The 12,539-nt window shown below is 58.8% G+C and carries 15 protein-coding genes; 13 read left to right on the top strand and 2 right to left on the bottom strand.

The genetic code is table 11. The annotated features are described in order from the left end of the window. Positions 1-88 precede the first annotated feature (88 nt). From tauA to tauD, 4 genes are read left to right on the top strand one after another with little or no spacing between them, the layout of a single operon-like run. Entirely contained in the window at positions 89-1,069 is a 981-nt protein-coding gene (tauA, locus tag C1N84_RS01345; protein ID WP_104189641.1) for a taurine ABC transporter substrate-binding protein, read from the top strand. 10 nt (positions 1,070-1,079) lie between these two features. Continuing rightward, a complete protein-coding gene (gene tauB, locus C1N84_RS01350) occupies positions 1,080-1,847 on the top strand; it encodes a taurine ABC transporter ATP-binding subunit (protein WP_021507447.1) in 768 nt (255 codons plus the stop codon). Beyond that, positions 1,844-2,674 (top strand): taurine ABC transporter permease TauC, encoded by an 831-nt coding sequence (gene tauC / locus C1N84_RS01355; RefSeq protein ID WP_021507448.1) that lies wholly within the window; start codon positions 1,844-1,846, stop codon positions 2,672-2,674. The genes tauB and tauC overlap by 4 nt, the downstream gene beginning before the upstream one ends. After that, positions 2,671-3,510 (top strand): taurine dioxygenase, encoded by an 840-nt coding sequence (gene tauD / locus C1N84_RS01360; RefSeq protein WP_264441910.1) that lies wholly within the window; start codon positions 2,671-2,673, stop codon positions 3,508-3,510. The genes tauC and tauD overlap by 4 nt, the downstream gene beginning before the upstream one ends. 212 nt (positions 3,511-3,722) lie before the next feature. On the opposite strand, the gene C1N84_RS01365 is transcribed toward tauD, so the two are convergent. Further along, on the bottom strand, positions 3,723-5,627 hold the full coding sequence (locus C1N84_RS01365) for an ABC transporter ATP-binding protein (RefSeq protein ID WP_394541701.1): 1,905 nt from the start codon (positions 5,625-5,627) through the stop codon (positions 3,723-3,725). Between the two features lie 114 nt (positions 5,628-5,741). On the opposite strand from C1N84_RS01365, the gene kefG reads away from it, so the two are divergent. The 4 genes from kefG to slyD all read left to right on the top strand — a co-directional run bounded on the left by kefG (position 5,742) and on the right by slyD (position 9,093). After that, positions 5,742-6,293: a glutathione-regulated potassium-efflux system ancillary protein KefG gene (kefG, locus tag C1N84_RS01370; protein WP_021507451.1), complete on the top strand. Its 552-nt coding sequence runs from the start codon at positions 5,742-5,744 to the stop codon at positions 6,291-6,293. Then, a complete protein-coding gene (gene kefB, locus C1N84_RS01375) occupies positions 6,293-8,095 on the top strand; it encodes a glutathione-regulated potassium-efflux system protein KefB (protein ID WP_394541702.1) in 1,803 nt (600 codons plus the stop codon). Before kefG ends, kefB begins: the two co-directional genes overlap by 1 nt. Positions 8,096-8,139: 44 nt before the next feature. Beyond that, on the top strand, positions 8,140-8,334 hold the full coding sequence (locus tag C1N84_RS01380; protein WP_021507453.1) for a YheV family putative zinc ribbon protein: 195 nt from the start codon (positions 8,140-8,142) through the stop codon (positions 8,332-8,334). Positions 8,335-8,529: 195 nt separating this feature from the next. After that, positions 8,530-9,093: a peptidylprolyl isomerase gene (gene slyD / locus C1N84_RS01385; RefSeq protein ID WP_021507454.1), complete on the top strand. Its 564-nt coding sequence runs from the start codon at positions 8,530-8,532 to the stop codon at positions 9,091-9,093. Between the two features lie 55 nt (positions 9,094-9,148). On the opposite strand, the gene C1N84_RS01390 is transcribed toward slyD, so the two are convergent. Next, a complete protein-coding gene (locus tag C1N84_RS01390; RefSeq protein ID WP_010616434.1) occupies positions 9,149-9,367 on the bottom strand; it encodes a SlyX family protein in 219 nt (72 codons plus the stop codon). A 280-nt stretch (positions 9,368-9,647) separates the two neighbouring features. On the opposite strand from C1N84_RS01390, the gene fkpA reads away from it, so the two are divergent. The 5 genes from fkpA (at position 9,648) to tusB (ending at position 12,429) form a co-directional block, all read left to right on the top strand. Further along, positions 9,648-10,478: an FKBP-type peptidyl-prolyl cis-trans isomerase gene (fkpA, locus tag C1N84_RS01395; protein WP_021507456.1), complete on the top strand. Its 831-nt coding sequence runs from the start codon at positions 9,648-9,650 to the stop codon at positions 10,476-10,478. Positions 10,479-10,664: 186 nt separating this feature from the next. Continuing rightward, on the top strand, positions 10,665-11,387 hold the full coding sequence (locus C1N84_RS01400; RefSeq protein ID WP_021507457.1) for a helix-turn-helix transcriptional regulator: 723 nt from the start codon (positions 10,665-10,667) through the stop codon (positions 11,385-11,387). Beyond that, on the top strand, positions 11,387-11,773 hold the full coding sequence (gene tusD, locus C1N84_RS01405) for a sulfurtransferase complex subunit TusD (protein WP_021507458.1): 387 nt from the start codon (positions 11,387-11,389) through the stop codon (positions 11,771-11,773). Before C1N84_RS01400 ends, tusD begins: the two co-directional genes overlap by 1 nt. Beyond that, positions 11,773-12,132 carry a sulfurtransferase complex subunit TusC gene (gene tusC, locus C1N84_RS01410; RefSeq protein ID WP_021507459.1) on the top strand — a complete coding sequence of 120 codons (360 nt, stop codon included), beginning with the start codon at positions 11,773-11,775 and terminating at the stop codon, positions 12,130-12,132. Before tusD ends, tusC begins: the two co-directional genes overlap by 1 nt. 9 nt (positions 12,133-12,141) lie before the next feature. Then, on the top strand, positions 12,142-12,429 hold the full coding sequence (gene tusB / locus C1N84_RS01415; RefSeq protein WP_211727105.1) for a sulfurtransferase complex subunit TusB: 288 nt from the start codon (positions 12,142-12,144) through the stop codon (positions 12,427-12,429). The last annotated feature ends 110 nt before the right edge of the window (positions 12,430-12,539 follow it).

Below are 12,539 nucleotides of genomic sequence, written 5' to 3' on the forward strand. Positions count from 1 at the left end.
CGATTTTTATTAGGGATAATTTTTAATTCCTTTATGAAATCATTGCTGCTGGCGACACTGCCGTCACGACTCAACATTGGGGTGCATGATGATGGCAGTAACCAAAACAATAAGCGCGGTAGCAGCCGCGTTAGCGCTGATGACCTTTCAGGCGCAGGCGGTCAATGTGACCGTGGCTTATCAGACGTCGGCGGAACCGGCCAAAGTGGCGCAGGCTGACAATACCTTTGCCAAAGAGAGCGGTGCCACGGTTGACTGGCGCAAATTCGACAGCGGCGCCAGCGTCCTGCGTGCGTTAGCCTCGGGCGATGTGCAAATTGGCAACATTGGTTCCAGCCCGCTGGCGGTGGCCGCCACGCAGCAGCTGCCGATTGAAGCTTTCCTGCTGGCTTCACAGCTGGGCAATTCTGAAGCGCTGGTGGTGAAAAAAAGCATCAGCTCGCCCAAAGATTTGATCGGCAAACGCATTGCCGTTCCCTTCATCTCCACCACCCATTACAGCCTGCTGGCCGCGCTGAAACACTGGGGCATCAAACCCACCCAGGTGCAACTGGTTAATCTGCAGCCGCCGGCGATCATTGCTGCCTGGCAGCGCGGTGATATCGACGGCGCCTATGTCTGGGCGCCCGCCGTCAATGAACTGGAGAAAGACGGCAAGGTGCTGACCGACTCGTCGCAGGTCGGGCAGTGGGGCTCACCGACCCTCGACGTCTGGGTGGTGCGCAAGGATTTTGCCCGGCAGCATCCTGAAGTGGTCACCGCTTTCGCCCGCAGCGCGATTGCCGCGCAGCAGGCTTATATCGCCAACCCGGAACAGTGGCTGCAGCAGCCGGATAATCTCAGCAAGCTGTCGCGCCTGAGCGGCGTGCCGGAAAGTGACGTCCCCGGACTGGTGAAAGGCAATACCTACCTGACGGCGCAGCAGCAGGTGGAACAGCTGGGCAAACCGGTCAACAAGGCGATTGTCGATACCGCACAGTTTCTGAAAGAGCAGGGCAAAGTGCCGGATGCCGCCAGTGACTACAGCAGCTTTGTCACCACGCGCTTTGTTGCCCCCTTAGCCAAATAACGGAGGCCTTATGCTCAGCATCACCCATCTCAACGCACGTTACGCCGGGCAACCGGCGCTGCAGGATATCAATCTGCAGCTGGCCAGCCGCGAATTGCTGGTGGTGCTGGGGCCGTCCGGCTGTGGCAAAACCACGCTGCTGAACTTGATCGCCGGCTTTCTGCCACTGGAGTCCGGCAGTATCACGCTGGATGGCAAGCCGGTACGCGGACCGGGCGCAGAGCGCGGCGTGGTCTTTCAGAACGAAGGGCTACTGCCGTGGCGTAATGTCATCGATAACGTGGCGTTTGGCCTGCAGCTGGCGGGCATGGCAAAAGCTGAACGGCACGCGATCGCCCGCCGTCTGATCCGTAAGGTCGGGCTCGAGGGCGCAGAAAAGCGTTTTATCTGGCAGCTCTCTGGGGGTCAGCGTCAGCGCGTGGGGATTGCCCGTGCGCTGGCCGCTGATCCGCAGCTGCTGCTGTTAGATGAGCCGTTCGGTGCGCTGGATGCCTTCACGCGCGAGCAGATGCAGACGCTGCTGCTGACGTTATGGCGCGATACCGGCAAGCAGATTCTGCTGATCACCCATGACATCGAAGAAGCCGTCTTTCTCGCCAGCGAACTGGTGCTGCTGTCGCCGGGTCCGGGTCGCGTAGTGGAACGCCTGAAGCTCGACTTTGGCCAGCGCTTCGCCGCAGGCGAGCCGTGCCGCAGCATCAAATCCGATCCGGCATTTATCGAACGACGTGAGTATGTCCTGAACCAGGTGTTCGCGCAGCGGGAGGCGTTTGTATGAGTGCCGTTATTGATGACAAGCGCCGGACGTCCCGCGTTCGTCGCCTGCGCTGGCCGTTTTCCCGCCAGCTGTCGCTGAGCCTGCTGAGCGTGGCCGTGCTGCTGCTGCTGTGGTGGGGCGTGACCGCGCTGGGGCTGATTGCGCCCTTGTTTCTGCCGCCGCCGCAGCAGGTGCTGCATAAGCTGCTGGTTATTGCCGGTCCGCAGGGCTTTATGGATGCCACGCTATGGCAGCACCTTGGTGCCAGCCTGACGCGCATGCTGGTGGCGCTGTTCTTTGCCGCACTGATCGGCATTCCGGTGGGCATTGCCATGGGCCTTAGCCCGGCGGTGCGCGGGCTGCTCGATCCGCTGATTGAACTCTATCGACCGGTACCGCCGCTGGCCTACTTGCCGCTGATGGTGATTTGGTTTGGCATTGGCGAAACTTCAAAGATTTTACTGATTTATCTGGCAATTTTCGCGCCGGTGACTTTGTCCACTCTGGCCGGCGTGAAGAATACGCAGCAGGTGCGGATCCGTGCCGCTCAGGCGCTGGGGGCGACGCGCGGGCAGCTGCTGCGTTTTGTCATTCTGCCCGGAGCGTTGCCGGAGATTCTTACCGGCCTGCGCATCGGTCTTGGCGTGGGCTGGTCCACGCTGGTGGCGGCCGAACTGATTGCCGCGACGCGCGGGCTGGGCTTTATGGTGCAGTCGGCTGGGGAGTTTCTCGCCACCGATGTGGTGCTGGCGGGCATCGCGGTGATCGCCCTGATTGCCTTTAGTTTAGAACTGGGTTTACGTGCGCTACAGCGCCGACTGACGCCCTGGAATGGAGAACAGCAATGAACGAACGAGTGAATTTTACCGCGCTGGGTCCGCATATCGGGGCGCAGGTCAGCGATGTCGACCTCAGCCGTCCGCTGAGTGACGCGCAGTTTGAGCAGCTTTATCACGGTCTGTTGCGTCACCAGGTGCTGTTTCTGCGCGATCAGCGCATTACGCCGGAGCAGCAGCGCGCGCTGGCGATCCGCTTCGGCGATCTGCACATTCATCCGGTTTATCCGCATGCCGAAGGCGTGGAAGAGATTATCGTGCTGGATACGCATCAGGATAATCCGCCGGACAACGATAACTGGCATACCGACGTCACCTTTATTCAGACCCCGCCGGCGATCGCCATTCTGGCCTCAAAGCTGCTGCCGGAGAGCGGTGGCGATACGCTGTGGACCAGCGGGATTGCCGCTTACGAGGCGCTGTCAGAGCCGTTCAAACAGCTGCTGAGTGGCCTGCAGGCGGAGCACGACTTTAAGAAATCGTTTCAGGAGTATAAGTACCGTAAGACGGAAGAGGAGCATCAGCGCTGGCAGCAGGCTGTGGCGAAGCATCCGCCGGTGCAGCATCCGGTGATCCGCACCCATCCGGTGAGCGGACGCAAGGCGCTGTTTGTTAATGAAGGTTTTACCACCAGGCTGCTGGGCGTAAGCGAGAAGGAGAGCGAGGCGCTGCTGGGCTATCTGTTTGCGCACGCCACCAAACCGGAGTTTCAGGTGCGCTGGCGCTGGCAGCTGAACGACGTGGCAATCTGGGATAACCGCGTGACGCAGCATTATGCCAACGCGGATTATTATCCGGCGCGACGCGTGATGCATCGCGCGACGGTGTTAGGGGATGTGCCGGTGTGATTTCGGAGCGTTGATTGCCCTCACCCCAACCCTCTCCCGCCAGCGGGAGAGGGGGCCGACCGTGCGTAGCAGGTAAGGCGGATTAAGGTTTGTTCCCTCTCCTGTGGGAGGAGGCTGTTCCAGCGCGGGAGTAAGGTTTGTTCCCTCTCCCTATGGGAGAGGGTCAGGGTGAGGGCATCATCGCGCACCCTCTATGACATCATCGCGCTCCTTTACCCCGCGAGCATCTGCTCAAGCTGCTCCTGCGCCTCCAGCCACGCCATTTCGACCTCTTCCAGCGCCGATTTGCTCTCCGCCTGGCGCTGCAGGGCGGCGGTTAAATCGGCCTTACGGTTTTGCTCGTAAATGGCGCTGTCGGCCAGCTGTGCTTCGGCTTCGCTGAGCTGTGTCTGCCATTTGGCCATCTGCTTCTCCAGCTTTTCGATCTCTTTGCGCAGCGGCTGCGTCTGCGCACGCAGTTCGGCGTCGCGGCGCTTTTGATCTTTGCGGGACTGCGCGCTGTTGGCGTTGTCCTGCTTTGGCGCGGCATCCTGCTGCGTTTCCTGCTTCTGCAGGTCGCTCAGCCACTGCTGATAATCATCCAGATCGCCCTCGAACACATCCACTTTGCGGTCGTGCACCAGGTAAAGATCGTCGGTGGTCGAACGCAGAAGATGACGATCGTGCGACACCACCACCAGTGCGCCTTCAAAGTCGATCAGCGCTTCGGTCAGCGCCTGGCGCATATCCAAATCGAGGTGGTTGGTTGGTTCGTCGAGCAGCAGCAGATTCGGCCGCTGCCAGACGATCAGCGCCAGCACCAGTCGCGCTTTCTCGCCGCCGGAGAAACGCTCGGTGGCTTCGCTGACTTTATCGCCCTGGAAACCAAAGCCGCCCAGGTAGTCACGCAGCTGCTGCTCCAGCGTTTTCGGGGCGATGCGCGCCAGATGCTGCAGCGGCGACTCATCGGCGCGCAGATACTCAAGCTGATGCTGCGCGAAGTAACCCAGCTTGATCCCTTTCGCCAGACCCACTTTGCCCGCCAGCGGGTCCAGCTCGCCCGCCAGCAGTTTGATCAGCGTGGATTTACCGGCGCCGTTACGCCCCAGCAGGCCGATGCGCGAACCCGGCACCAGGTTGAGTTTGATGGCATCCAGAATCACCCGCTCACCGTAACCCGCCGAAACCTGCTCCATTTTCAGGATCGGGTTAGGCAGGCTTTCTGGCGCGCGGAAGCTGAAGCTGAACGGGTTATCGACGTGCGCCGGGGCAATCAGCTCCATACGCTCCAGCATCTTGATGCGGCTCTGCGCCTGTTTGGCTTTGGTGGCCTGCGCGCGGAAGCGATCGATGTACTTTTGCAGGTGCGTGACTTTTTCCTGCTGGCTCTGGTACAGCGCCTGCTGCTGCGCCAGTTTGGCTACGCGCTGACGCTCGAACGAGCTGTAGTTGCCGGTGTATTCGAACATCGTCTGCTGTTCGATATGGATGATTTTGTCCACCACCGGGTCGAGGAAGTCGCGGTCGTGCGAGATCAGGATCAGCGTGCCGGTATAGCTCTTCAGCCAGCGCTCCAGCCAAATCACCGCGTCGAGATCGAGGTGGTTGGTCGGTTCATCGAGCAGCAGCAGGTCGGAACGGCATACCAGCGCCTGAGCAAGGTTGAGACGCATGCGCCAGCCGCCGGAGAAATCGCTCACCGGCCGCATTAATTGTTCCTGGCTGAAGCCCAATCCGTGCAGCAGACTGGCGGCGCGCGCGTGTATGCTCCACGCCTGAATAGCGTCCAGCTTACCGTGCAGCAGCGCGATAGCGTTGCCATCGTCGCGCGCATTGGCCGCCGCTAATTCGGATTCGAGCTGACGATATTCGCGGTCGCCGTCGATAACATATTCCAGCGCGGCTTTACTCAGCGCCGGGGTTTCCTGGTTGACCCATGCCAGCGCCCAGTTGCCGGGAAAGGTCACGGTGCCGGCATCGCTGCTGATTTCACCCTTCAGCAGGGACAGCAGCGTGGATTTACCGCAGCCGTTTTTACCCACCAGGCCGACTTTTTGCCCCGGGTTAATGGTGGCCGTTGCGTTATCCAGCAGCACATTAGTGCCGCGACGGATTTGTAATGCGGAAAAGACAATCATAAGCGCCGTATCGTCAGAATATGTTAATTTATCGGCAACATAATTCGATAATGTTTGTTGCGTCGAGCATGGTAGCGGAATTCCGCCGCGGTGACGACGCTTTGGAGGGGAACGATGTCGCAGCCGCCCAAAATATTGCTGCTTTACGCCCATCCGGAATCACAGGATTCGATTGCTAATCGGGTTTTGCTGCAGTCGGCTATGGAACTGGACCACGTCACGGTGCACGATTTATACGCCCACTATCCGGATTTCTTTATTGATATTCATTACGAGCAGCAACTGCTGCGCGACCATCAAATCGTGGTGTTTCAGCATCCACTTTATACCTATAGCTGTCCGGCACTGCTGAAAGAGTGGCTGGATCGCGTACTGTCGCGCGGCTTTGCCAGCGGTCAGGACGGTAATGCGCTGGAAGGTAAATACTGGCGCAGCGTGGTAACCACCGGTGAGCCGGAGACGGCGTATCACCACAGCGGCCTCAATCGCTACCCGATGAGCGACATTATGCGACCGTTTGAGCTGACGGCGCAGATGTGTCGCATGCACTGGCTGACGCCGATGGTGATTTACTGGGCGCGTCGTCAGACACCCGAGGTGCTGCGCAACTTTGCGCGCGCCTATGGCGACTGGCTGGCGTCACCGCTGCCGAACGGAGGAGTGTGATGCAAGGCGAAACGTTACTCACCGCTGGCGTGATTTATCTGGTGGCGGCGGTGCTGGTGGTGCCGATTGCCGCCCGGATCGGCATTGGTGCGGTGCTGGGCTATCTGCTGGCCGGTATCGCCATCGGCCCGTGGGGGCTGGGCTTCATCAGTGATGTGGACGAGATTCTGCACTTCTCGGAGCTTGGCGTGGTGTTCCTGATGTTCATCATCGGACTGGAGCTGAACCCGGCCAAGCTGTGGGCGCTGCGGCGCTCTATTTTTGGCGTCGGTGCCGCTCAGGTACTGGTATCGGCAGCGATTCTCGGCGTGCTGCTGTGGCTGACCGACTTCAGCTGGCAGGCCGCGGTGATTGGCGGTATTGGCCTGGCGATGTCCTCGACCGCCATGGCGCTGCAGCTGATGCGCGACAAAGGCATGAACCGCAGCGAATCGGGCCAGCTGGGCTTCTCGGTGCTGCTGTTTCAGGACCTGGCGGTGATTCCGGCGCTGGCGCTGGTGCCGCTGCTGGCCGGCAGCGACAGTGGCCACGTCGACTGGCTCAAGGTGGGCATGAAGGTGCTGGCATTCGCCGGTATGCTGGTGGGCGGACGCTATTTGCTGCGGCCGATTTTCCGTTTCATCGCCGCGTCCGGCGTGCGGGAAGTGTTTACCGCCGCCTCGCTGCTGCTGGTGCTCGGTTCGGCGCTGTTTATGGATGCGCTGGGCCTGTCGATGGCGCTGGGGACGTTCATCGCCGGTATTCTGCTGGCAGAGAGTGAGTATCGCCACGAACTGGAAGTCGCCATTGAACCGTTTAAAGGGCTGCTGCTCGGGCTGTTCTTTATTTCGGTGGGCATGGCGCTCAACCTCGGCGTGCTTTATACCCACATCCTCGAAATTCTGATTGGCGTGGTGCTGCTGGTGGCGGTGAAAACGCTGGTGCTCTACGTGCTGGCGCGCATTTATGGTCTGCGCAGTTCGGAGCGCCTGCAGTTTGCCGGCGTGCTGAGTCAGGGCGGTGAATTCGCCTTCGTGCTGTTTTCGGCGGCGTCGTCGGCAAAACTGTTCAGTGGCGATCAGCTGCCGCTGCTGCTGGTCACGGTGACGCTGTCGATGATGACCACGCCGCTGCTGATGCAGGGCGTGGATAAGATTCTGGCGCGCCGCTTCAACGAACCGGAAGAGGACGGTGAAAAGCCGTTTGTCGAGGACGATCAGCCCCAGGTGATTGTGGTGGGCTTTGGCCGTTTTGGTCAGGTGGTCGGGCGTTTGCTGATGGCCAACAACAAGCGCATCACCGTGCTGGAGCGCGATATCTCGGCGGTCAGCCTGATGCGCAAATATGGCTACAAGGTTTACTATGGCGATGCCACCGAGCTCGAGCTGCTGCGTGCCGCCGGGGCGGAGAATGCGCAGTCGATCGTCATCACCTGTAACGATCCGGAAGATTCGATGACCATCGTGCACTTGTGCCAGCAGCACTTCCCGCAGCTGGAGATTCTGGCGCGGGCGCGCGGTCGTGTCGAGGCGCATGAGCTGCTGCAGGCGGGCGTCACGCTGTTCTCGCGTGAAACCTTCTCCAGCGCGCTGGAGTTAGGCCGCAAAGCGCTGATATCGCTGGGCATGCATCCGCATCAGGCGCAGCGCGCGCAGCAGCACTTCCGCCGGCTGGATATGCGCATGCTGCGTGAACTGGTGCCGAGCCACGACGACAGCGTGCAGGTTTCACGCGTGCGTGAGGCGCGACGCGAGCTGGAGGACATTTTCCAGCGTGAAATGCAGCATGAAAAACGGCAGTTTGACGGCTGGGATGATGAGTAAGGCTACACTTAACGTATCCGTTCTGATAACGGGCAGGAAAGACTATGCGTAAACGTTTTATTGCCGGTGCGGTTTGTCCGCACTGTCAGGAGAAAGACACGCTGGCGATGTGGCGTGAAAACAATGTCGATGTGGTGGAGTGCGTGAAGTGCGGCCACCAGATGCGTGAGGCGGACAAGCAGGCGCGCGATCAGGTTCGCAGCACTGAGCAAGTGATTGGCATTTTTCATCCGGAGTAGCGCGATGGCGCAGCTTTTTTTAAGCTTAGCCTTACAGCGGTATTGAATTCCGCTACAATCGGCGCCATTAACGCTGAGCAGTATGGTCCAACAGCACTGTTGGCATCCTCAGTACTGAACCTTTCTGGTTGGTTATTGCACGCGAGAATAGACCAATGAGACGGGATTCTTTGTTCTCAACGGTTAGGAGATATCATGAAAGTAGCAAAAGACCTGGTGGTGAGCCTGGCGTATCAGGTTCGTACCGAAGACGGTGTGTTGGTTGACGAGTCACCGGTGAGTGCGCCGTTGGATTATCTGCACGGTCATGGTTCCCTGATTTCTGGTCTGGAAAAAGCGCTGGAAAATCACGCGGTCGGCGACAAGTTTGACGTGCATATCCCGGCAAACGACGCGTACGGCCAGTACGATGACAACCTGGTGCAGCGTGTACCGAAAGACGTGTTCATGGGCGTTGACGAGCTGCAGGTTGGCATGCGCTTCCTGGCAGAAACCGACCAGGGCCCGGTGCCGGTCGAGATCACCGAAGTGGAAGATGAGCACGTGGTGGTTGATGGTAACCACATGCTGGCGGGTCAGAACCTGAACTTCAATGTGGAAGTGGTTGCTATCCGTGAAGCCACGGAAGAAGAGATCGCTCACGGCCACGTTCATGGCGCTGACGGCCATCATCACGATCATGACCACGACCATGGTCACGATCATGAGCACGGTCATGGCGGCTGCGGCGGCCACGGTGGTTGCGGCTGCAACCACTAAGCGTAAAAAGGCCACCTGCGGGTGGCCTTTTTATTGGGCAGCAAAGCGCGCGACATTAATAGTGCGGCGGCGGGGTCTCTTCCGCTTGCGAAGCGACCATGGACGGGGCGGCGGCCTTCACTTTATCCACCAGCAGACGCACCTGCTCACGCAGTTTACTCATTTCCAGCTCGTGCTGAACCACCGTCTGATTGAGCTGCTCAATGGTATGTTCCTGGAAAGCCAGCTTGCTCTCCAGCGCCTCAAGGCGTTGATCCCATTCTGGTTGTTGCATCATCACTCCTCCTGTCACGGTGCTGCGCGTTGATCTTGTCGGGCGTGATTCTACGGTCTTTCGTGTCAGAATCACCTGATATTTCACCTTCGGTCTGGCGTATGCATTGAATTCCCGCGTTGCGCCTATATCTCTGATGAAACTTCCTGAAGCAAAAAAGGTCGGAGGTTGACCGGGTAATTACACTGTGGGAGTGTTCGCCACTGCCACGTAAAGTTATAGTGTGGGCCACTGTCCGCAATGATTCCCGAGGTTTTGAAGCTTCGGTTTTGGAGAAAGGATGAAATCACTGTTTAAAGTCACATTGTTAGCTACCACCATGGCCGTCGCGCTGAATGCACCGCTGGCAATGGCAGCAGAAACCACTGCGGCACCGGCTGACGCAGCGCAGGCTGCGCCACAGGCGCCGAAAAATGCTGCCTTCAAAAACGAAGACCAGCAGTCAGCCTATGCGCTGGGCGCCTCCCTGGGTCGCTACATGGACAACTCTCTGAAGGAGCAGGAGAAACTGGGTATCAAACTGGACAAAGACCAGCTGATTGCCGGTGTTCAGGATGCGTTTGGCGGCAAGAGCAAGCTGTCTGACGAAGAGATTGAGCAGACGCTGCAGGCGTTTGAAGGCCGCGTGAAAGGGGCCGCTCAGGCGAAGATGGAAAAAGACGCGAAAGAGAATGCCGACAAAGGCACCGCTTACGCAGACAAGTTCGCCAAAGAGAAGGGCGTGAAGAAAACCGAATCTGGCCTGCTGTATCAGGTAGAGAAAGAGGGCAGCGGTGAGACCCCGAAAGACAGCGATACCGTAGTGGTTAACTACAAAGGTACGCTGATTGACGGCACCGAGTTCGACAACTCTTACACGCGCGGCGAGCCGCTGTCGTTCCGTCTGGACGGCGTAATCCCGGGCTGGACCGAAGGTCTGAAGCACGTGAAGAAAGGCGGTAAGATCAAGCTGGTGATCCCACCGAACCTGGCTTACGGCAAAAACGGCGTGCCGGGTATTCCGGCCAACTCAACGCTGGTGTTCGATGTTGAACTGCTCGACATCAAGCCGGCGCCGAAAGCCGATGAGAAAGCGCAGGCTCCGGCCGCTGCTGACAAGAAAGCGCAGTAAGCTGACTTGCACCGCCGCCTTCGGGCGGCGGTTTTGTTTTCGCTCATCCTGAATTTGCGGCGCGATGAGTAAAGCTCTGGCTAAAAACGGCGACATTTGCCAGACTAGCGCCTGCACAATGATCATAAGATGAGTCTGCCCCAATGCTGTCGAGACAGGCTCCAGCCATTTAGGGTAATGTCTTCGATGTCTAATCCATTCAATCCCGGCGAACTGACTGACTTCGATTTACTGGAGCAGCGTCCGTTCGAACAAGCAGACTACGATATTCTTAAATCCTACGAAGCGGTGGTCGACGGTCTGGCGATGCTGATTGGCTCGCACTGCGAAATCGTGCTGCACTCTCTGGAAGATCTTAAATGCTCCGCCGTGCGTATCGCCAACGGCGAACATACCGGCCGCAAAGTGGGTTCCCCGATTACCGATCTGGCGCTGCGCATGCTGCATGATATGCACGGTGCGGAGAGCAATGTATCCCGCGCCTACTTCACCCGGGCCAAAAGCGGTGTACTGATGAAGTCGGTAACCATTGCGATTCGTAACCGGCAGCAGCGGGTGATTGGCCTGCTGTGCATCAATATGAACCTGGACGTACCGTTTTCGCAGATTATGTCGACTTTCATGCCGCCGGAAACGCAGCAGGTGGATTCCAACGTCAACTTTGCCAGCTCGGTAGAGGATCTGGTCACCCAGACGCTGGAGTTCACTATTGAAGAAGTGAGCGCCGATCGCAACGTGTCGAATAACGCCAAGAATCGCCAAATCGTCCTCAATCTGTACGAGAAGGGCATTTTCGATATTAAGGACGCCATTAACCAGGTGGCCGATCGCCTCAATATTTCTAAGCACACCGTGTATCTGTATATTCGCCAGTTTAAGAGTGGCGATCTGCAGGGGCAGGATCGCTAATGCGCTACACGCTGCTGGTGACCGGGCCGGCTTACGGCACACAGCACGCCAGTAGCGCGCTGCTGTTTGCCCGTGCGCTGCTGGCGCAGGGACATCAGCTGGAAAGCGTGTTCTTTTACCGCGAAGGCGTGCTGAATGCTAACCAGCTCAGCGCGCCGGCCAGCGATGAAGTGGACATGGTGCGCGCCTGGCAGCAGCTGCGCGACGACAGTGGCGCGGCACTGAATATCTGTGTGGCAGCCGCGTTGCGGCGCGGCGTGACCGATGCGCAGGAGGCAGCGCGCCTGCAGCTGGCGGGCAGCAATCTGCAGCCCGGATTTACCCTTAGCGGCCTGGGCGCACTGGCGGAAGCCGCCCTGAGCTGCGATCGCCTGGTGCAGTTCTGATGAACCGCGTGGCGTTTCTGTTTACGCAGGCTCCGCACGGCAGCAGTGCTGGCCGGGAAGGGCTGGATGCCGTGCTGGCGACCGGCGCGCTGAGTGAGGATATCGGCCTGTTCTTTATTGGCGACGGCGTGCTGCAGCTCAACCGCGATCAGCAGCCGGCGCAGATTCTGGCGCGTGACTATATTGCGACCTTTGGCGTGCTGGCGCTATACGACATCGATCGCTGCTATATCTGTCAGGCGTCACTGCTGGCACGTGGCCAGAGCCTCACGGCAGCGCGCGTGCTGGATGCGCAGCTGCTGGAACCTGCCGCGCTGCGCCAGACGCTGGCAACTTATGACCGTATCCTCCGTTTCTGAGAACTGACCATGCTCTACACCCTGCTGCACTCTCCCTGGCAATGCGATTTCGATAGCCTGCTGCTGCTGTTACAGGAGGGCGATGACGTGCTGCTGTTACAGGATGGTGTGACGGCCGCGCTGGCAGGCAGTGAGAAGCTGCAGCAGCTGCTGGCGTCGCCCGCCACGCTGTGGGTATTAGAAGAAGACGTGATGGCGCGCGGGCTGACTGCGCAAATTTCGACCAGTGTGTCGCGTCTGAACTATACTGGTTTCGTTACGCTGACGACGAAGCATCCACAACAAGTGGCCTGGTGAAGGGTAAAACCTGGTTATTTCTTGACACCCTATGGGCACAGCCCTAAAATTCTGCCTCCTCGTAGTAATACGAGGCGATTTATTACGTGTTTACGAAGCAAAAGCTAAAT

Source organism: Pantoea sp. SGAir0418, from assembly GCF_043529865.1.

Bases quoted from the DNA above. Each gene is read 5' to 3' on its own strand.
- C1N84_RS01365 (WP_394541701.1), bottom strand. From the start codon at position 5,627: ATGATTGTCTTTTCCGCATTACAAATCCGTCGCGGCACTAATGTGCTG.
- tusD (WP_021507458.1), top strand. From the start codon at position 11,387: ATGCGCTACACGCTGCTGGTGACCGGGCCGGCTTACGGCACACAGCAC.
- C1N84_RS01380 (WP_021507453.1), top strand. From the start codon at position 8,140: ATGCGTAAACGTTTTATTGCCGGTGCGGTTTGTCCGCACTGTCAGGAG.
- tauC (WP_021507448.1), top strand. From the start codon at position 1,844: ATGAGTGCCGTTATTGATGACAAGCGCCGGACGTCCCGCGTTCGTCGC.
- tauB (WP_021507447.1), top strand. From the start codon at position 1,080: ATGCTCAGCATCACCCATCTCAACGCACGTTACGCCGGGCAACCGGCG.
- fkpA (WP_021507456.1), top strand. From the start codon at position 9,648: ATGAAATCACTGTTTAAAGTCACATTGTTAGCTACCACCATGGCCGTC.
- tusB (WP_211727105.1), top strand. From the start codon at position 12,142: ATGCTCTACACCCTGCTGCACTCTCCCTGGCAATGCGATTTCGATAGC.
- tauD (WP_264441910.1), top strand. From the start codon at position 2,671: ATGAACGAACGAGTGAATTTTACCGCGCTGGGTCCGCATATCGGGGCG.
- kefG (WP_021507451.1), top strand. From the start codon at position 5,742: ATGTCGCAGCCGCCCAAAATATTGCTGCTTTACGCCCATCCGGAATCA.
- tauA (WP_104189641.1), top strand. From the start codon at position 89: ATGATGGCAGTAACCAAAACAATAAGCGCGGTAGCAGCCGCGTTAGCG.
- kefB (WP_394541702.1), top strand. From the start codon at position 6,293: ATGCAAGGCGAAACGTTACTCACCGCTGGCGTGATTTATCTGGTGGCG.
- tusC (WP_021507459.1), top strand. From the start codon at position 11,773: ATGAACCGCGTGGCGTTTCTGTTTACGCAGGCTCCGCACGGCAGCAGT.
- C1N84_RS01400 (WP_021507457.1), top strand. From the start codon at position 10,665: ATGTCTAATCCATTCAATCCCGGCGAACTGACTGACTTCGATTTACTG.
- slyD (WP_021507454.1), top strand. From the start codon at position 8,530: ATGAAAGTAGCAAAAGACCTGGTGGTGAGCCTGGCGTATCAGGTTCGT.
- C1N84_RS01390 (WP_010616434.1), bottom strand. From the start codon at position 9,367: ATGCAACAACCAGAATGGGATCAACGCCTTGAGGCGCTGGAGAGCAAG.